Genomic DNA, 18721 nt, shown 5'->3' on the forward strand with positions numbered 1-18721 from the left:
GCAGGACAATTTACGGCAAGGTTGACCAATAAATGGTGGTTTAACACCGTTGGACATAAGAAATTTCGGTTAGCCAAGAAGCTTGTTTTGTTGATCAATCCAGACATTGTTTGAGTAGGGATTCTCGCGTTAGTGATTCTTCGCCCTTAATAAGTCTCAGAAACTGAATATGCGCGCTTTACCGAAAACAGGTTCGTCAAGTTTCTCTTCCTCCAAGAACGCCCGCAACGCCGGCAGCATTCTTTCGTGAGCAGATGAGCGCTTCTGTTCAAACCAGAATCAAACGAGAACGATAAAAGTTCTGACATTCGCGTCTGAAACTGATTTGAACATTTCAATCTCAGTTGAGATTCACAAAGGTGAATGTCATCACAACGACCATCAGCCAGAGCCAAAGGTGATTGGATATCATTGAGAGACGGCTCATATTATCCAATCGATCTCCTCTGCACGAAGCGGGACGACATCTTGTTTCCTTTCAAGTATCAATCTTATGACGACAGCAAGTCTTGATTGCGCCGTTGACAGCGCGCCAGTGGTTCGCACAACCATTGATCTGGACAAACTCGTTGTCTTGGGCATCGAAAAGATGACCCTTCACAACAACATCGATGAAAGCAAGGATGCCGCGTCGACCCAATCGATGTTGTTGGAATTGTTCTATGCGTTGTTTGAGTCTCAGGTCGTCGATTGATATCGATAGGGTCGCTCGAAGGATTGGACTGAAATCTATTTCCCGATCATTACCAATGCATGCCTGAAATCAAACGTCTCTCGCTCTGTTGTCGAGACTCTATTTTTTGTAAACTAAAAGTTCATCGTATAACGCGAGGATTTAGTCGGACATTGCAAGAGCAATGAAGTAATAACGTGCGATAATATAGTAAGTATTTATACATTTATGTTCGCCGGTAGCTTCTCTCGAAGTGATGATAATTGAACATTTGTCGTTCACAAGATGTAGACTCGCGGCCCGCTTGCCTTCCCCACTGCTGAAATCGTCTACCTTTTCAAATTTCGAAATATTTAGTGAAAGCAGTTGCAATGGTGTTTTGTTCTACAAATGTTTTCATTGAAAGAGAAGTGATTGCCATGATTGAATTTGATCAGGGCATGGAGTACTGGATCAGCAACTGCCCGTAAACGAACCAGGATTTTTTATGACAAAGAGCGTAGCGGGTACATTTATACCCGGCTTGAATGGATTGCGTGGAATATCTGCCCTGCTGATAATCGTGTATCACGCTAAAGTACTTTCACTACCCGGCGGTTCTCTTGGCGTTGATGTCTTCTTTGTGCTGAGTGGTTTTTTGATCACATCCATAATTTCTGCGGAATTGGAGCAAACGGGACGCCTCAATTTTCGAAATTTCTATGCGAAGCGCGCATTGCGCCTCTTTCCAGCTCTCGCGCTGGTAGTGATAGCGTTCCTATTATTTAGCCATTTCGTTTTCACATTAATGAGCCCACATGATGATCTCCAGGCGAGCGTATTCACTGCACTGTATTTAATGAACTGGTCGAGAGCGTTTGGTTGGGCACGATTCAATGTCCTTGATCATACTTGGTCGCTTTCAGTGGAAGAACAGTTCTATCTTGTTTGGCCACTGATTTGCATAGGCCTTTTTCGGCTGCCGACGCTTAGAGCAAAAATCATATGTACCTCAATATTGCTCATTGCTTCGATTGTGATCCGATATATTCTTACTTTTAAAGGAGTCAGCACAGATCGGATTTATAACGGCTTTGATACCCGAGCAGATGATCTGCTGGCGGGTTGTTTACTGGCTTTTGCTCTCTCCTCAGCCCGAATAGATGAACTGTGCCGCCAGAAGATGCCAATTTCTCTAAGATTTTGGACACCGGTGAGCGTGGTAATCCTAGTTCTACATGCGATGTTTGTTGATCAATTGTCGAGGTTTGCAAATCTTATCGGGTTTACTATTGTGCAGATTGCAGCTGTAATATTGATCCTCAATGTTCTTTATCGTCGTACCGGTCTGACAAACTCGATATTATCGAACAAGATCGTCGTTTGGCTCGGGACAATTTCGTACGGCCTATATCTATGGCATTTCCCAACATTAATGTTTTTGCAAAAACTGGAACCGCGACCATGGCAGCTTTTAGGCTACAATTTTGCTGTCACACTCGTTTTGGCTGTTTTGTCCTTTTATCTCGTTGAAAAGCGTTTCCTGCAGTTGAAACGTTATTTTGTGTCGAGGGCCGACCAGAGGCAGTTAAATGGTTCCGTAGAAGAGTACGCTGCGTAACCTTCCAATCGACTGTGCCAGATGCGCTTCTTCTCGAGCAGGAAACTCTTATCGCGAAATTGAACAACAGACACTATTATCGTACCTCTTGTCATACGGAGTTCTACGTTCATTTTCATCAGCGAAAGAGGCAAACGGAAGGCTGAGTTGCGTTTGTGTTCAATTCTGAGGAGACCAATTATAGTTTTATCCGGTCTGACCCGTGCTTATTGTTTGTGTTGCGTGATGTCCGGGGTGGCCGTAGAGTTTGACTTGCCTTTTGTCGTGTTAATACTAGCTACGATAGAGCAGTATACTTGATACGCTGAGGCGATTCGTTGGTGAGAATTAACACGTACGCCGGTTTCTCGAAGTACGCGGCATTAGCGCGAGTTAATGGCACAATCGATTATTCTCTGAGGATTTTGTCAAAGATATTTCGCCAATTGATGTGCAATACCTATGATGCTGGGTGAATCAGCCGACGCTATATTGGACATTTGTCCTTGTAGCTTCCAATTGCCACGTTTTTATCCTTTTCTGATAGTCAAGATCGGAAGGATCAGAGGTGCATCTGGGTATCATCAGTTACCACGATGCTTTAGCAATCTCTTTTGTAATCGGAATGTGATATGAAGAAAAAGTCATTGAGAGAGCTATTTGACCAACACCATGGGTTTGGCTCGGATAAGTGGCTCTCATATTTTGAGATTTATCAAAAGCAGTTTGAATCTCTTCGTGAGAAAGAAATCAATCTGCTGGAAATTGGCATCCAGAATGGTGGGTCGCTTGAGATATGGGCGCAGTTTTTCCCCAAGGCCCACAGAATTCTAGGGTGCGATATTGATGCGGCATGTGCAAAATTGCAATTCGCCGATCAGCGAATCGACGTGGTTATCGGCGACGCAAGTGATCTCAAAACCTCGCAGAAAATAACCGAAAAGCTCGGAGAGCCTGATATCATTATTGATGATGGGTCGCATCGAGTTGAGGATGTAATTCGTTCATTTGTATTATATTTTCCAAAATTAAGTCCGGGAGGCTTGTACGTTATTGAAGACCTCCATAGCTCATACTGGCCAGATTTTGGTGGCGGCAGTGATCTCCAGTTAAGCTCAATGGGATTCTTGAAATTGCTTACCGATTTACTGAGTAAGGATTTCTGGAAGGAGCCATCAGAAGATTTTGATTATCTTAAACCTTACGCCGATCGCTATGGTGTCTATCTACCAGAGAGCCAGTTCGAAATAGCGGAGATGTCGTTTGCTAATTCTATTTGCGTAATTCGCAAAGCTGACCGCTCGGTTCTAAATGAGAGATTGGTATCGGGTAAAATTTTTGAGGTTGTGGGCCGAATAGAAACAATAGCGTCACAAGATAAAAGCGACGGAAAACTAGTCGTATCCCACGAGCAACTCAAGCAAGCTACTGATATACAAAAGGAATTTATTGAAATTTCATCAAAAGCTCTTGAACTGAAGTCTGAAAATGTAAAGATCCGGCAGGAGATCGTTGAAATCGCCGCAGAAGTAGGTCAACTGCAGTCTGAGAACACGCAATTAAACTCTGAGAACACGGAATTAAGCTCTCAAATGGTGTACAGAGCAACCGAGCTTGAGGCGGTGCATCAGGAGCTTGCCGAACAGCAGGCAGCGCTCGATGCCCGTGAAGCAGATATCCAAGCCAAGGAGTTGCAAATTGAACAACTCAGCACGCGTGTATCTCAACTATTATCCAGTACCTCTTGGGCGATAACCAAGCCGCTAAGAATATTGTCGTCTATGTTGAAATCAATTTGGCCTAATTGAGTCGGGAAGTTGGGTGCCGAATTCCAGCTGACGTTGGAAAGTGATGTGACATAGACAATAGAACCAACTCGTCGTAGAAAATTTTCTTGGCGTATTGACAGCAGAGCGTTGTCGCTCCGACGTGTTCATTCAGCTTTTTAAGGATAGATGGGTGCTTTTCTGCGGATTTAGCTGGTTCGTTCTAGTGTTTTAGCTTCGGTCCAGATTATACGATGAGCGCATTATGGTGTGGTGCAACTTTTGTTCGTTTTAACGGACTAAAGTATAGGCATGAGATCGACACATAATTGCAACTAGTGTGATGTAAGTGCATCTTCGGGTTGAGTACTCCATTGCGTTTGTGTAACTTGCGCGAAGAAAATAGCTTGATTTGCTCTCTCCTAACTTTTGGTCAAAATGAAATCCACTTCATTGAAGAAACAAAACATGGCTTCCGATTGCTGCGCTCGCAGGAAACCTCGGCGGAAGAATTACGTTAGCCAGCTTTGGTCAACGACAAATCTTTCCCGGTTTGCTCTGGTGTCCGGTTTGTTGTCGGCGGGGTTGGGTGTCTTGCCTCCTGAGGGGGCCCGCGCTGATAATCGGTATTGGGATGGCAGCAATACAACTGGAAATGGGGTTATAAATGGTGGTCCTGGAACTTGGGACTCCACCACAACAAATTGGACCGGTTCACTCGGGCAAGTTAATACTGCTTGGTCAAGTACAAATCGCGATACTGCTGTTTTTCAAGGTACACCCGGAACTGGAATCGTCACCGTAGGTGGTGTGCAATCCATTGGCGGTGTGACGTTCAATGTTAATGGATACCAGATTAAATCAGCTACAACAGCCGATGGTTTAAAGCTGACAAATGAACTGTTTGATTCGTCAAACAATTTTAAAGCCGGTCAGGGCATAACGGGCGAAATCAACGCCCAGATATCAGGTGATGCATCATCTCGCTTTGTAAAACAGGACAAAGGAACAATTATTCTTTCCGGCAATAATACCTATCAAGGGGGAACAACCGTCGAAGAAGGAACGCTTCTGCTCAAAGACGGTGGAACACTGGGTGCTACAACAGGATCTACAGTGATATCAGGTGGAACGCTTGATCTTGGCGGCACAACCCAGCAGCAAGATGGCGGTTTAAGTGTTGACGGCGGAACCATAAAGAACGGCACGATAGGTGTTGGATCGGCAACAATTAACGATGGCGGAACTGTTGCTGCTGACGTGCAATTAAATGCCAGTACAAGTGTTACTCAATCTGGTGGTACAATGGCTGGCACAGTGGGCACGCCTGGAGCCAAGACCCCGCTTTATACTCAGACCGGCGGCGAGTTGTCAGGAACTGCAAATGTGAATGCATATAATCTGTCTGGCGATGGTAAACTGACCGGAACCGTCAATACAGATACAGCAACAATAAAGAATAATGGGAATGTCGATGCGGGCGCGCACCTCAATGCTGGCACCAGTATTACCCAATCCGGCGGAACAATGGCTGGCACAGTAGGTACGTTACTGGCCAAGACACCACTTTATACTCAGACCGGTGGAGAGCTATCGGGAACGGCAAATGTGAATGCCTATGACCTGTCCGCCTCTGGTAGGCTTACTGGAACAGTTAATGCGGATACCGTGACGATGACAACCGGCGGTGGAAATGTCGTTGCGGGCAGCACCCTTAATGCTACCACCAGTATTACCCAATCCACTGGCACCATGGCTGGGAATGCAACGACGAGTACCTATACGTTCTCCGGTGGCACTCTGACAGGTACCGTCCATGCGATAACCCTCGATCAAAAACAAGGGACCATTCAGAGCGATAATATTAATGCAACGAATTATAATATTTCCGCTGGTGCGTTGACGGGGACTGTTACTGGACAGAATGCCGTAATCAGCGACTCTGGGATTATCAGATCCAGTGGAACAATCAATGCTGCTACGAGCATCACCCAGTCTATTGGGACAATAATGAATGGTACGGCCACCACGGCGACATATACCTTCTCCGGTGGTTCTCTGACCGGTACAGTCACGGCAACGACGCTTGACCAAAAACAAGGCACGATCGATAGCGATAATATCAAGGCAACACACTACAATATTTCTGCCGGTGCTCTTGCAGGCACTGTAACCGGTGAAACAGCTGTCCTTAGCGGTAGTGCCATAATTCGCTCTAATGGCACCATCAAAACTGTTGGCGGCAGTGTCCAGCAGAAGGATGCCGCAGATATGCACGGAACCGTTGAGACTTCACTCTACGAGCAATCCGGCACAGGTACGATGGATGGACGTGTAAAGACGGATACATATTTGTTGAGTGGTGGCACTCTGGATAGAGCTGATCGTGTAACGACCAAAGCCTTTGGTCAGACCGGCGGTACGATCAATTTCGGTAACGTGATTGCCGACATTAATGTCAGAGCAATGGGGGGAACCATTTCGGCTCTCTCACAAAATGGCATCAATGTGTGGAACACCACCGGCCAAGGTATTAATATTTCCACAAGTGGCGACAGTCCTATCGGCACCGCAACTGGTACGGCAATCACCGCTCGGGAGACGACCGGGAACATCACCATTCGCACCAGCGCGACTGTAGTTGGAACGGCAGGAATTGACGCCACGACCGCAGGTGGTGGTAATGTAAATATTGTAGCTGACGCAGCGGTAGGAGGCACAACTGGTGCTGGAATCTCGGCAGGCTCAGTAGATGGTTTCGTTTCTGTTACAAGCCATGACATAGTGCAAGGCGGTTCTTACGGGATTCTTGCTTCTTCGCAGAACGGTCAGATTGACGTACAGGCGGATAAGGTCGTATCTGGTGCAAATGGCATCAGTGCCAATAATACAGGCACCGGTAACGTAACGGTTACTGCAAACAGTGGGGTATTGGGTACATCCGGTGCCGGGGTTGCGGCCGGTTCTGTGAGTGGCAATGTTTCAGTTACTGCTCGTGATAATGTACAAGGCGGTTCTTACGGCATCTTGGCGTCTTCGCAGAACGGTCAGATCGACGTAAAGGCCGGCAAAATAGTATCCGGAGCAAACGGCATCAGCGCCAACAATACGGGTGCTGGCAATGTAACTGTAACAGCAAGCGGCGGGGTCTTGGGTACATCGGGTGCCGGGATTTCAGCGGGTTCTGCAGGCGGGCATGTTTCAGTCATAGCTCTTGATAATGTACAGGGCGGCTCTTACGGTGTCCTGGCCTCTTCACAGACCGGACAGATCGATGTCCAAACCAAGGGCGCTGTGGCAGCCGCAGCTGGTATCAGCGCTAATGCTACAGGAGCCGGCAACGTAAATATCACTGCGAACGGTGCGGTTGCGGGAACGTCTGGAGCTGCTATTTCCGCTGGCTCTGTTGGCGGAAATGTGACGATTGCTGGCAGCGGTGCACTGAACGGCGGCAGTTACGGTGTTTTCGCTAAATCACAAGCTGGCAATATTTCCGTCAAGACTGGCAATGTAATCAGCGGTAATAACGCTGTCGCTCTTGAAACCACTGGCAACGGTGCTATGGAACTTGATCTTGGTGGGGCTTTGACCGCCACGGATACTGCTATCTCTTTCAAGGGCGAAACAACAAATTCCCACGCTTTGCTTGATCAAGATATCACTGCCGGGCAAACCGCATTGCGAAGCAATAGCACCGGTGTGGTGACATTCGACAATTATTCAACGATCAAATCCGCATCAGGAAATGCTGCCAGTTTGACGTTACTCGACAATGTTGCCGGTCAGGCGGTCCTCAATAATTACGTTGGTGGGCAGATGCAGGGTATGCTGTCGTCAGGAACTGGCGCGCAAACACTTGTCAACAATATGTCGGGTGGCGTGTGGGACATGGGGAATTCCAGCGTGTCAAATTTGCTGGGCAGCAACGATGTCATTCAGAACTCGGGGTTGATAAAAGCCACTGGTAATACCCAGCTCAACGGTCTTGAGCGCTTTGAAAACAACGCTGGCGGCCAAATTAGTCTGGTAAACGGTGCCGTCGGTGACAAGTTGACAATTTCCGGTGACTATATCGGACACGCCGGCTCAAATATCGCTCTTGACGTCAATTTTGACAACTCGACGGCTGATGCTGTCACCGTTGGCGGCGTGTTGATGGGAACGACCAATCTGAAACTGAATGCTCTCACTGCGGGCCAGGCTCCGACTGCCTTCGGCAAAACGATCCTTGTTTTGGATGCAGCTAAGGGCGGAGACGGAACGGTAACCGTTGAAGGCCTGCCATCAGGTGGCATCGTGCAGTATGATGTCGCCCGCATTGGTGGATCAGGGAGCGATCCTTCGCGTTTTGTCATTCGTTCCGGTATTAATGGTACAGCCGCAAGTAGTGTGGTCTCCGGCTTTATCGCGGCACAGAACGTTATCGGTTCATCGTTCTTCAAGCCATCGAGCGGTTTGATCTCAGCGCCGGTTGATCCTGACAAGAACCAGTTCGGACTTGCTCCGTGGATCAGAACCAATGGCGGCATGTCCAAAATCGATACCAAGGGTACGATCTATCAGCCTGATGGTACTTCTGTGGAGGCACCTGCAACGATCGAGACAAGCTATTACGGCTATCAGGTAGGCTTGGATAGCGGTTTCTTCAACATCCAGGACACTGGCAGTAACGTTAATTTCGGCATCACTGGCGGTCAGATTTTTGGTAAGTCCGATCAGAAGAACTTTGCGAACACTACGGATTTCAGTTCTGTGTTCTATGGTGCCTACGCTGCCTATACCAAGGGACCGTTCTTCATTGATTTGCAGGTGCGTCAGGAACTGATGGACTACACCGTCAACGTTGACGACCCGATCTTCAAAATTAAGGGCGGCGATGTCGAAGGCAAGCGTATGTCGATTGGCGGTTCAACCTCCTATACGCTTCCGTATAAGGATTGGTCGTTTATTCCTGCTACCGGCTTTACCTATTCAAAGAGCAGCACGGATGACCTGCTGGTCCCGCGCAATATCCTGCTTAACCAGAATGAGGCACGTGTTCGATTCTCCGATGTGGAGAGCTTGATTGGTTTTGGCGGCATTACTGTTTCCCGGAATTTCTTCTTCAAGGACGACCGCATCCGCCTGTCTCCATTCGTCACAGCGACGGCCTACCATGACTTTGCTGGTGATATTGATGCAACACTAACAATGGATCCAAGCAGTTCCAATCCAGTTGTTCTACCAGTCAAGACAGATCGTCTGAAGACATACGGTGAAGTCAGTTTTGGTGCCAATCTTCTAGCATTAACAGGCAAGATCAACGGTGTGGACCGGCTTGTCATCGGCAGCGTGCGCGGTGATTTTCAGTACGGCGAGAATATTATCGGCGGTTCGGTAACAGCTCAGTTCCGCATGCAGTTCTGATCAAACAGCAAATTACCATGTTCGGGTCAAAGCAAAAGCATATGGGACTGGGTAGGTTGGTAAACCGCAACAGCCAGATTAACCTCGTATGTGTGAGATCATCGAATATACGCGCTTTGCAATCCGATGAACGAAGGGCCATTTGATCAGAATGGCGGAAAATTGCTGCACAATCGGGTTGGGAGGGCGGTATCGTGCCAATGCCAATCCTGTTGCACGCGCTTCAGCTTCATCTGTGATCTGCTTGCCATGCTGCACCAAAATGAGTTCTTCTGTTTTCGCAAATAGAGCTTCGCGCGCTGCTGCCAAGGATTCAGTTGCTGGATTGCTGGGATGATAGAACGAGGATCGCAATGTGGCTTCGAGATACGATAGACCCCATTTTTGGTCTGGCTCAAGATGGCAGCCTTCACCCCATTCATTCCAGGCATTGATGAAGATGAAATTCTCAGCTCCCTTTGATTCTTGACGGGTATATGTTCGAAGAAAGCTCAACCATTCCTGGTAAAGATCGGGATTGGCGTTGACGACGATCGTAGGCGTGTTTTGTCGCCGAGCTGTGTTGTCCCAACTGGGTATGATGCCACGATAAAGTGTAAATGGGGGTGTCGGTCGGTTAGCGCTTTGCGCAATCATTTTGTGGTAATCTACGAGATTGCCTGTGAATTCCGGATTAACCACTTTTGGCGGGTTTTCCGGCACGCTTTTACGGCTATTGAATTTATGGGGAGGAAATTCAACCAGCGCGTCCGCTGCACACTCTTCCGGCGAGGATATATCGTAAAAATCGACTACTGCTATATGAAGATCAGAAAAACCATGTTGTTTTGCCAGTTCGCGCCACTTCGCAAATGTCTTTTTTGGATCAGGTATTTGTTTGGCTCGATAGACAACGAGGAGCGGCTTGCCGTTGACTTTAATATATCGGGAATCCTGAAAATACTCGATCAGACTTTCAATGAAATTTTCTGCGTCATCTTCCGCATATTTTTGCTCAAGCAACACGCTCTTGGTATCGCCATCCCACGTGCGGGTCCAATTCTCGTTGGCCCAGCATAAACAGAAGTTAATATTGATATCAGACTTGAGAAAGTTCTCTGCTGGACGTTCCAGAATGCGTCGGCCGCTGAACCAATAATGATAGAAACAGAAACCATGGATGCCATATAACCTGGCGAGTTCAGCCTGTTCGGCGATTACCGCAGTTTGGCTAAGATCGTAGAAGCCCAGTTCCCGCGGGATATGCGGCTGATAGTGGCCTACAAAGTTTGGACGTCCACGCGCCACATTCATCCACTCGGTAAAACCAGGCCCCCACCATTCGGAGTTTTCAGCCACGCGATGAAATTGAGGGAGATAAAATGCAATGAGTTTGGAAGCATCCCTGACAACAGCGGTGTCGTGAGAACCGGACTCATTCAGTCCAGAGAAGGCCATAAACGATGCGTCCGTCGTTAATTCCGTCACTTAAAACTTTCCCTAAGTAGGTCGACCGTACTCGACTTTGATTATGCCGTCTTAATTCAGAGTGACTTGGAATGCCAGTCTCGACCTAAAGGATCGAATGATTCGATTTGGTCGCTTATTCAGGGGACTTCCCATCCCCACATAAATGCATTGCTGCGTTGCACAAAGAACAATTGTGAAACCTTCTTGGGCTAGGCATCGTCATTTCTTACTCCAGCTCTGATGGTTGCCATCTATGCCCTTGCCGATTCTTGCCCTTGCCATTGCGTCGTTCTGCATCGGTACAACCGAATTTGTCATCATGGGGCTTCTGCCCGAGGTGGCCGCTGATCTGAATGTCACCATTCCCCATGCGGGCCTGCTCGTCACCGGATACGCCCTTGGCGTCGTTATCGGTGCGCCCATCATCGCTATCGCCACTGCATCRCTGCCACGCAAGCCGGTTCTCATCGGCCTCGCCATGCTGTTTGTTATCGGCAATCTTTTTTGTGCCATCGCCCCCAATTACTGGATGCTGATGATCGCCCGTGTGGTCACGGCATTCGGCCATGGTGCATTTTTCGGTATCGGTTCCGTTGTCGCCGCCAGCCTCGTGCCCCGCCACAAGCGCGCCAGCGCCATTGCGCTGATGTTTGCCGGTCTGACACTTGCCAACATTCTCGGCGTTCCGGCGGGCACGGCACTGGGCGAGGTCTATGGCTGGCGCTCGACCTTCTTTGCCGTTGTCGCCATTGGTATAGCCGCGGTCATCGCCATTGCGCTGCTGGTGCCTGCGGCTAAGGAAGAAGATAAGGGCGGGGGCATTTTGAGCGAGATAAAGGTTCTCGGGAAACTGCAGGTCTGGCTTGCCATGCTGATCTCGGCGCTCGCCTCCGGCAGCCTCTTCGCCGTCTTTACCTATATAAAGCCTATTCTCACCGACGTATCAGGCATATCCACCTCGGCGGTCACATGGGTGCTGTTGCTGTTTGGCGCTGGTATGACCATCGGCAATGTTATCGGCGGCAGGCTTGCTGACTGGAAGTTGATGCCGACCGTTATCGGCACGTTGGTCACTGTAGTGTTCACCCATGCCTTGCTTGCTGAAGTCAGCGGTATGGCGGCGGCCACGATTGCGGTGGTGTTTCTTTGGGGCATTCTGACTTTCGTTATTGTGCCGCCATTACAAATGCGAGTCGTCGAAACCGCAAGTGAGGCGCCCAATCTGGCAGCCACGCTCAATCAGGGGGCGTTCAATGCCGGCAATGCCGCAGGTGCCTGGGTCGGTGGCGCGGCGCTGACATGGGGTGTGTCCTATCAGAATCTTCCCTTTGTGGGAGCGATGCTGGCTTTGCTGGGGCTCGGTGTGGCGATCTGGTCGCTGCTGCTGGACCGCAAGGCGCAGCAGAAGAAATATGTTTCCGAAGAGGGTGAAAGGCTCAGTCTCGAGCCACTTGCGGGTCTTTAAGCGCCCCTCTTTCCCAGAGTTGGTGAAACAACATTCGCGCCTTGGTGCGAGTGTTGTTTTGCTGCGCGCAGAATATCTGTATTTTGCCCTAAATCGTTTATAGGACCGAATGTCGCAGTTCTAAAAACCACGTCGCGGACGAACAGGCCGGCAAGGCACATTAATATCATTCTAAAGAGCGATTCAGCTGCGTTTTGCGGGCTAAACTGGCGGAAAACAGCAAAATATGCAGCTTTTTACTGATCTGCGTCACGCAATGGTGACCAAATCGGGGTGACACTGGGGCGATTGTTGCACTTGCGCGCATGGCGCTAACGCGCTAACCCTCGCCGCATCGCAGCGGTGTTAAAGCCGGGGCGGTCTGTCGCGTATATGTGGCAGTCATGTGCATAACATGGCATTCTTGTCAGCCTGAGTTCACAAGGCGGAAAAAGTCGGATCATGAACGAGCTTTTAAGTTCCTACCTGCCCATCGTTATCTTCATCGGGGTAGCGCTGGTAATCGGTTTGGCACTGTTGGTTGCGCCTTTTCTGGTCGCATACAAGTCGCCAGACCCGGAAAAATTGTCGGCCTATGAGTGCGGCTTCAACGCATTCGATGATGCCCGCATGAAATTTGATGTCCGCTTCTATCTTGTCTCGATTCTGTTCATCATCTTCGATCTGGAAGTAGCCTTCCTCTTCCCGTGGGCCGTTGCCTTCAGCAAGATCGGCTGGTTCGGTTTCTGGTCGATGATGATCTTCCTCGGCGTTCTGACAATCGGCTTTATTTATGAGTGGAAAAAGGGAGCGCTGGAATGGGATTGACCGACAGCAACACCACCCTCGTTGCACCGAGGCCCAAAGGTATTATTGACCCCAATACGGGCAAGCCTCTGGGTTCCGATGATGCGTTTTTTGGTGAGATCAATAATGAGCTTGCCGACAAGGGATTTCTTGTCACATCCGCGGACGCACTGGTTACCTGGGCGCGTACCGGTTCGCTGATGTGGATGACTTTTGGTTTGGCATGCTGCGCGGTCGAAATGATGCACACATCGATGCCGCGTTATGATGGCGAGCGCTTCGGTTTTGCGCCGCGCGCTTCACCGCGTCAGTCCGACGTGATGATTGTAGCCGGTACGCTGACCAACAAGATGGCCCCGGCGCTGCGTAAGGTTTACGATCAGATGCCAGAGCCGCGCTATGTCATCTCAATGGGCTCCTGTGCCAATGGCGGCGGTTACTATCACTATTCCTATTCTGTGGTGCGTGGCTGTGACCGGGTTGTGCCGGTTGATATCTATGTGCCTGGCTGTCCGCCCACTGCGGAAGCGCTGCTTTACGGTGTTCTGATGCTGCAGAAGAAAATCCGCCGCACCGGCACAATCGAGCGATAGGAGAGGGCGATGTTTGAAGAAGCATTGAATGAACTCTCCGGTTATCTCACGGAAAAGCTGGGCTCTTCGCTGAAATCCGTAGCACTTGCCTATGGCGATCTGTCTGTTGAAGTCGAGACGGGTGCGCTGATCGATACGCTCACATTCCTACGTGATGACGTGCAGTGCCAGTTTATCTCGCTGATTGATATCAGTGGTGTGGATTATCCCTATCGTTCGCATCGCTTTGATGTGGTTTATCATCTCCTGTCCCCGCGCCAGAACCTGCGCATTCGTGTGAAGGTAGCAACCGACGAGGATACGCCGGTGCCATCAGCAACGCCTGTCTATCCGGGTGCTGACTGGTACGAACGCGAGACCTATGATCTCTATGGCGTGCTGTTCTCCGGTCATCCGGATTTGCGCCGCATCCTGACCGATTACGGTTTTGAAGGACATCCGCTGCGCAAGGACTTCCCGCTGACAGGCTTCGTCGAAGTCCGTTATGACGATGAGGTCAAGCGCGTGGTGTATGAGCCTGTGGAACTGCGGCAGGAATTCCGCAATTTCGACTTCCAGTCACCCTGGGAAGGCACTGATTATGTGCTGCCCGGTGATGAGAAGGCGAAGGTGAACTGAGTGCGCTCGAATACAGATGTGTAAGACGCCAGGAAGCGAAATATGACTGAACACAGCGTCCGCAACTTTAACATTAACTTTGGCCCGCAACATCCTGCGGCACACGGTGTTTTGCGCCTTGTGCTGGAATTGGATGGCGAAGTGGTCGCACGCGTTGACCCGCATATCGGTCTTCTGCATCGCGGCACTGAAAAGCTGATGGAAGCCAAGACCTATTTGCAGGCCGTGCCCTATCTCGACCGTCTCGATTATGTGGCGCCGATGAATCAGGAGCATGCCTATGCGCTGGCTGTCGAACGTCTGCTCGGCATTGAAGTGCCCAAGCGTGGTCAGCTGATCCGCGTTCTTTTCTCGGAAATCGGCCGTATTCTCTCGCATCTGCTCAATGTGACCACGCAGGCCATGGACGTTGGCGCCTTGACACCGCCGCTCTGGGGCTTTGAAGAGCGCGAAAAGCTGATGGTGTTTTATGAGCGCGCCTGTGGTGCCCGTATGCATGCGGCCTATTTCCGTCCCGGTGGGGTGCATCAGGACCTTCCTGATAAACTTGTCGAAGACATCGGCAAGTGGTGCGACCCATTCCTGCAGACCGTCAAGAACCTTGATGACCTGATCACCCCGAACCGCATTTTCAAACAGCGCAACGTCGATATCGGTGTTGTGACACTGGAAGATGCATGGGCATGGGGTTTCTCCGGCGTCATGGTGCGCGGTTCGGGTGCCGCATGGGATCTGCGCAAGTCGCAGCCTTATGAATGCTATTCCGAGATGGAATTTGATGTTCCGATCGGCAAGAACGGCGATTGCTATGATCGTTATCTGATCCGCATGGAAGAAATGCGCCAGTCGGTTCGCATCATGCGCCAGTGCGTCGATCTCCTGCTCGGCAAGGAGCGGGTAGGGCCTGTTTCCAATATGTCGGCCAAGATCGTTCCGCCGAAGCGCGGTGAGATGAAGCGGTCGATGGAAGCGCTGATCCATCACTTCAAGCTTTACACTGAGGGCTATCACGTCCCAGCCGGTGAAGTTTATGCCGCCGTCGAGGCGCCAAAGGGCGAATTCGGCGTGTTCCTCGTCTCCGATGGTTCCAACAAGCCGTATCGCGTCAAGCTGCGCGCTCCGGGCTTTGCCCATCTCCAGGCCATGGACTTCCTGTGTCGTGGTCACATGCTGGCCGACGTCTCTGCTGTCCTCGGCTCGCTCGATATCGTATTTGGTGAGGTTGATCGCTAATGTCCGTCCGTCGTCTTGCAGAAGATAGCGTCCAACCAACAGCGTTTGCGTTCAATCGCGAAAACACTGCCTGGGCCAAGCTGACCATCAAGAAATATCCCAAGGGCCGCGAACAGTCGGCTGTCATTCCATTGCTGATGCGTGCGCAAGAGCAGGATGGATGGGTCACCAAGGCAGCAATCGAACATGTTGCAATCATGCTCGACATGCCGCTGATCCGTGTCTTGGAAGTTGCGACGTTCTACACGCAATTCCAGCTGAAGCCGGTCGGAACCCGCGCCCATATCCAGGTTTGCGGCACAACTCCATGCATGCTGCGCGGTTCGGAAGATCTGAAAAAGGTCTGCCAGCATCGCATTCATCATGATCAGTTTGAACTCAACGCATCAGGCACATTGTCGTGGGAAGAGGTGGAATGCCTCGGCGCCTGCGTCAACGCTCCGATGATCATGGTATTCAAGGATACCTATGAGGATCTGACGCCGGAACGTCTCGAAGAAATCATTGACGCGTTTGAGGCTGGCGAGGGTGACACGATCACCCCGGGACCGCAGATTGATCGTCATCTATCGGCTCCTATTGGCGAGCGTACATCCCTTACCGGTGGCAATGGCGTTGCCAAGCCAAAGGTTGCGGCGAAAGCTGCCAATGGCGCGGCCGTCCCGCCAACCAATGCGGCCAAGCCAGTAACGCATGATGTGACCACCAGTGAGGCGATCAAGTCGCCATCGAAGGTCAAAGCGTCAAAGGCATCGGAAGATGCGGCATCAAAGCCCGCTGAACCAACACCTGCTGCGGCGCGTGCGATCAAGAACCCCAAAATTGCCGAGGGTTCACTGGGCGAAAAGCCATCGGTGCAGTCAATCAAAGCTCCTGCCGTTTCGCTTGAGGACAAGAACCGCCCCGCAGCAATCGAAAAGCCAGCCGTCGTAGACGATCTGGAGTTGATTGCGGGCGTTGGTCCGAAGATTGCAGGCATTCTGCACGAGCTTGGCATCTACACATATGCCCAGGTCGCCAGCTGGAAAAAGGCTGAGCGCGAATGGGTTGATGGTTACCTGAATTTCAAGGGCCGTATCGAACGCGACGACTGGGTGAAGCAGGCCAAGGCCTTGGCCAAGGGCGGCGAAGCCGAGTACATCAAGGTTTTCGGCAAAAAGCCGAGATAATATCATTGGCGGAAACGATAGGCGTTTTCGCTGGAGAATGGACGAAGAGAGTAGGACGGGTGCGATATGCTCGCTGACAAAGACCGCATCTTCACCAATATTTACGGCCTTTTCGACAAATCGTTGAAGGGTGCGATGTCACGCGGCCAATGGGATGGCACAGCGGGAATCATCGCCAAGGGTCGTGACTGGATCATCAATGAGATGAAAGCCTCTGGCCTGCGTGGCCGTGGTGGTGCCGGCTTCCCGACGGGTTTGAAGTGGTCCTTCATGCCCAAGGAAAGCGATGGCCGCCCGCATTATCTCGTTATCAATGCAGACGAATCCGAGCCGGGCACCTGTAAAGACCGCGATATCATGCGCAATGATCCGCATACGCTGATCGAAGGCTGCCTGATTGCCGGTTTCGCCATGGGTGCCAACACCTGCTACATCTATGTTCGCGGTGAATATATCCGCGAGCGTGAAGCGCTGCAGGCGGCCATTGACGAATGCTACGATGCCAAGCTGCTCGGCAAGAACAACAAGAACGGCTGGGACTACGACATTTACGTCCATCACGGCGCTGGCGCTTACATCTGCGGTGAAGAAACCGCATTGCTGGAAAGCCTTGAGGGCAAAAAAGGCCAGCCGCGCCTGAAGCCGCCATTCCCGGCCAATATGGGTCTTTATGGCTGCCCGACAACCGTCAACAATGTTGAATCCGTTGCCGTTGCCCCGACCATCCTGCGCCGTGGTGCTGCGTGGTTCTCCGGCATTGGCCGTCCGAACAATGTCGGCACTAAGCTGTTCATGATCTCCGGCCACGTCAATCGTCCCTGCACGGTTGAAGAGGCCATGGGCATCACCTTCCGCGAACTGGTTGATAAGCATGCGGGCGGTGTTCGCGGCGGTTGGGACAATCTGCTGGCGGTTATTCCCGGCGGTGCATCCTGCCCGGTTGTTCCGGCTGCGGATATCATCGATTGCCCTATGGATTTCGATGGCCTGCGCAACGTCAAGTCGTCTTTCGGAACGGCTGCGGCTATTGTCATGGATAAATCCACGGATATCGTTCGTGCGATTGCGCGCCTGTCCTACTTCTTCAAGCATGAAAGCTGCGGCCAGTGCACACCATGCCGTGAAGGCACAGGCTGGATGTGGCGCGTCATGGAACGTATGGCAGTCGGCAATGCGCAGAAGCGCGAAATCGACATGCTGCTCGACGTGACCAAGCAGATCGAAGGCCACACCATCTGCGCGCTTGGCGACGCGGCTGCATGGCCGGTGCAGGGTCTGATCCGGCACTTCCGTCCTGAGATCGAGCGCCGCATTGATGAATTCACACGCAATGCTTCTTCGACAAGCCCCGTGCTTGTTGCAGCAGAGTAGGGTTGAGGGGACATGCCGGATAACAAGACAGACAAAAAACCGGGCGCAGACTGGTCGGCAGTGATGCCGAAGCAGATCGTTCCGGCTGCCAATCTGCTGACGCCGCCCATGGGCGCGCTGGCGGCTGCGTCTGTTTTAAGTCTCGGTATTGCCAGCCAGATGTGGGGCCTGTGGGCCGGTGCTCTGGCCGGTGTGCTTGATGCCAATACAAAATTGAAGCCGCTAGGTACTTTGCCTGAGGCTGATGCCAAACAAGCACCAGATGTTGCTGAATTGAAGACGATCATACGCAAGAAGTCGGTGGAAACTGCTCCCAAAGCCGTTACCGTCAAGGCTGCTGAAGTTCCGGTCACTGTTTCCGCTGCACCGGTAAAGCTGGTTGCTACGGAAAAATCTGTTGTGCCCGATGATCTGAAGCGGATTTCGGGTGTCGGTCCAAAGCTGGAACAGGTTCTGAACGGCCTTGGTGTCTACACCTATGCGCAGATTGCGGCGTGGTCGGCGCAAGAAGTCGCCCGGATCGATGATCATTTGAAGTTTGGCGGACGTATCGTGCGGGATGAGTGGACGGCGCAGGCCAAAGCTCTCCAGACCTCATCAGGGGGGCATTAAA

General features: G+C 51.0%; 13 protein-coding genes. 12 read left to right on the forward strand and 1 reads right to left on the reverse strand.

Features of this window, described 5'->3' with window-relative positions; all coding sequences use genetic code 11:
• The first annotated feature begins 493 nt into the window (after window positions 1-493).
• From AB4Y96_RS14595 to AB4Y96_RS14610, 4 genes are all read left to right on the forward strand, one after another.
• Entirely contained in the window at window positions 494-694 is a 201-nt protein-coding gene (locus tag AB4Y96_RS14595; RefSeq protein WP_441918214.1) for a hypothetical protein, read from the forward strand.
• Between the two features lie 466 nt (window positions 695-1160).
• Complete coding sequence (locus AB4Y96_RS14600; RefSeq protein ID WP_441918215.1) at window positions 1161-2273, forward strand: acyltransferase family protein; 1113 nt, start codon at window positions 1161-1163, stop codon at window positions 2271-2273.
• Between the two features lie 611 nt (window positions 2274-2884).
• Window positions 2885-4060, forward strand: coding sequence for a class I SAM-dependent methyltransferase (locus tag AB4Y96_RS14605; protein ID WP_441918216.1), 1176 nt, complete (start codon window positions 2885-2887; stop codon window positions 4058-4060).
• Between the two features lie 519 nt (window positions 4061-4579).
• Window positions 4580-9424: a hypothetical protein gene (locus AB4Y96_RS14610; RefSeq protein ID WP_441918217.1), complete on the forward strand. Its 4845-nt coding sequence runs from the start codon at window positions 4580-4582 to the stop codon at window positions 9422-9424.
• A gap of 78 nt (window positions 9425-9502) precedes the next feature.
• On the opposite strand, the gene AB4Y96_RS14615 is transcribed toward AB4Y96_RS14610, so the two are convergent.
• Window positions 9503-10891: a glycosyltransferase WbsX family protein gene (locus tag AB4Y96_RS14615; RefSeq protein WP_441918218.1), complete on the reverse strand. Its 1389-nt coding sequence runs from the start codon at window positions 10889-10891 to the stop codon at window positions 9503-9505.
• Between the two features lie 235 nt (window positions 10892-11126).
• Between AB4Y96_RS14615 and AB4Y96_RS14620 the strand changes: the two genes are divergently transcribed.
• From AB4Y96_RS14620 to AB4Y96_RS14655, 8 genes are all read left to right on the forward strand, one after another.
• A complete protein-coding gene (locus tag AB4Y96_RS14620) occupies window positions 11127-12338 on the forward strand; it encodes an MFS transporter (protein WP_441918219.1) in 1212 nt (403 codons plus the stop codon).
• 441 nt (window positions 12339-12779) lie between these two features.
• On the forward strand, window positions 12780-13145 hold the full coding sequence (locus AB4Y96_RS14625) for an NADH-quinone oxidoreductase subunit A (RefSeq protein ID WP_091883778.1): 366 nt from the start codon (window positions 12780-12782) through the stop codon (window positions 13143-13145).
• Window positions 13136-13717 (forward strand): NuoB/complex I 20 kDa subunit family protein, encoded by a 582-nt coding sequence (locus tag AB4Y96_RS14630; RefSeq protein ID WP_091883776.1) that lies wholly within the window; start codon window positions 13136-13138, stop codon window positions 13715-13717. Before AB4Y96_RS14625 ends, AB4Y96_RS14630 begins: the two co-directional genes overlap by 10 nt.
• Window positions 13718-13726: 9 nt before the next feature.
• Complete coding sequence (locus AB4Y96_RS14635) at window positions 13727-14335, forward strand: NADH-quinone oxidoreductase subunit C (RefSeq protein WP_441918220.1); 609 nt, start codon at window positions 13727-13729, stop codon at window positions 14333-14335.
• A 42-nt stretch (window positions 14336-14377) separates the two neighbouring features.
• Window positions 14378-15568 (forward strand): NADH-quinone oxidoreductase subunit D, encoded by a 1191-nt coding sequence (locus AB4Y96_RS14640; RefSeq protein WP_091883774.1) that lies wholly within the window; start codon window positions 14378-14380, stop codon window positions 15566-15568.
• Window positions 15568-16737 (forward strand): NADH-quinone oxidoreductase subunit E, encoded by a 1170-nt coding sequence (locus tag AB4Y96_RS14645; RefSeq protein ID WP_441918221.1) that lies wholly within the window; start codon window positions 15568-15570, stop codon window positions 16735-16737. The genes AB4Y96_RS14640 and AB4Y96_RS14645 overlap by 1 nt, the downstream gene beginning before the upstream one ends.
• Before the next feature lie 66 nt (window positions 16738-16803).
• The gene (gene nuoF / locus AB4Y96_RS14650; RefSeq protein ID WP_441918222.1) at window positions 16804-18108 is read left to right on the forward strand and encodes an NADH-quinone oxidoreductase subunit NuoF; all 1305 of its coding nucleotides are present in this window, start codon (window positions 16804-16806) and stop codon (window positions 18106-18108) included.
• 12 nt (window positions 18109-18120) lie between these two features.
• The gene (locus AB4Y96_RS14655) at window positions 18121-18720 is read left to right on the forward strand and encodes an NADH-ubiquinone dehydrogenase (RefSeq protein ID WP_441918223.1); all 600 of its coding nucleotides are present in this window, start codon (window positions 18121-18123) and stop codon (window positions 18718-18720) included.
• Window position 18721 lies beyond the last annotated feature (1 nt).

This window comes from Phyllobacterium sp. TAF24, assembly GCF_052113785.1.
GTDB lineage: Bacteria > Pseudomonadota > Alphaproteobacteria > Rhizobiales > Rhizobiaceae > Phyllobacterium.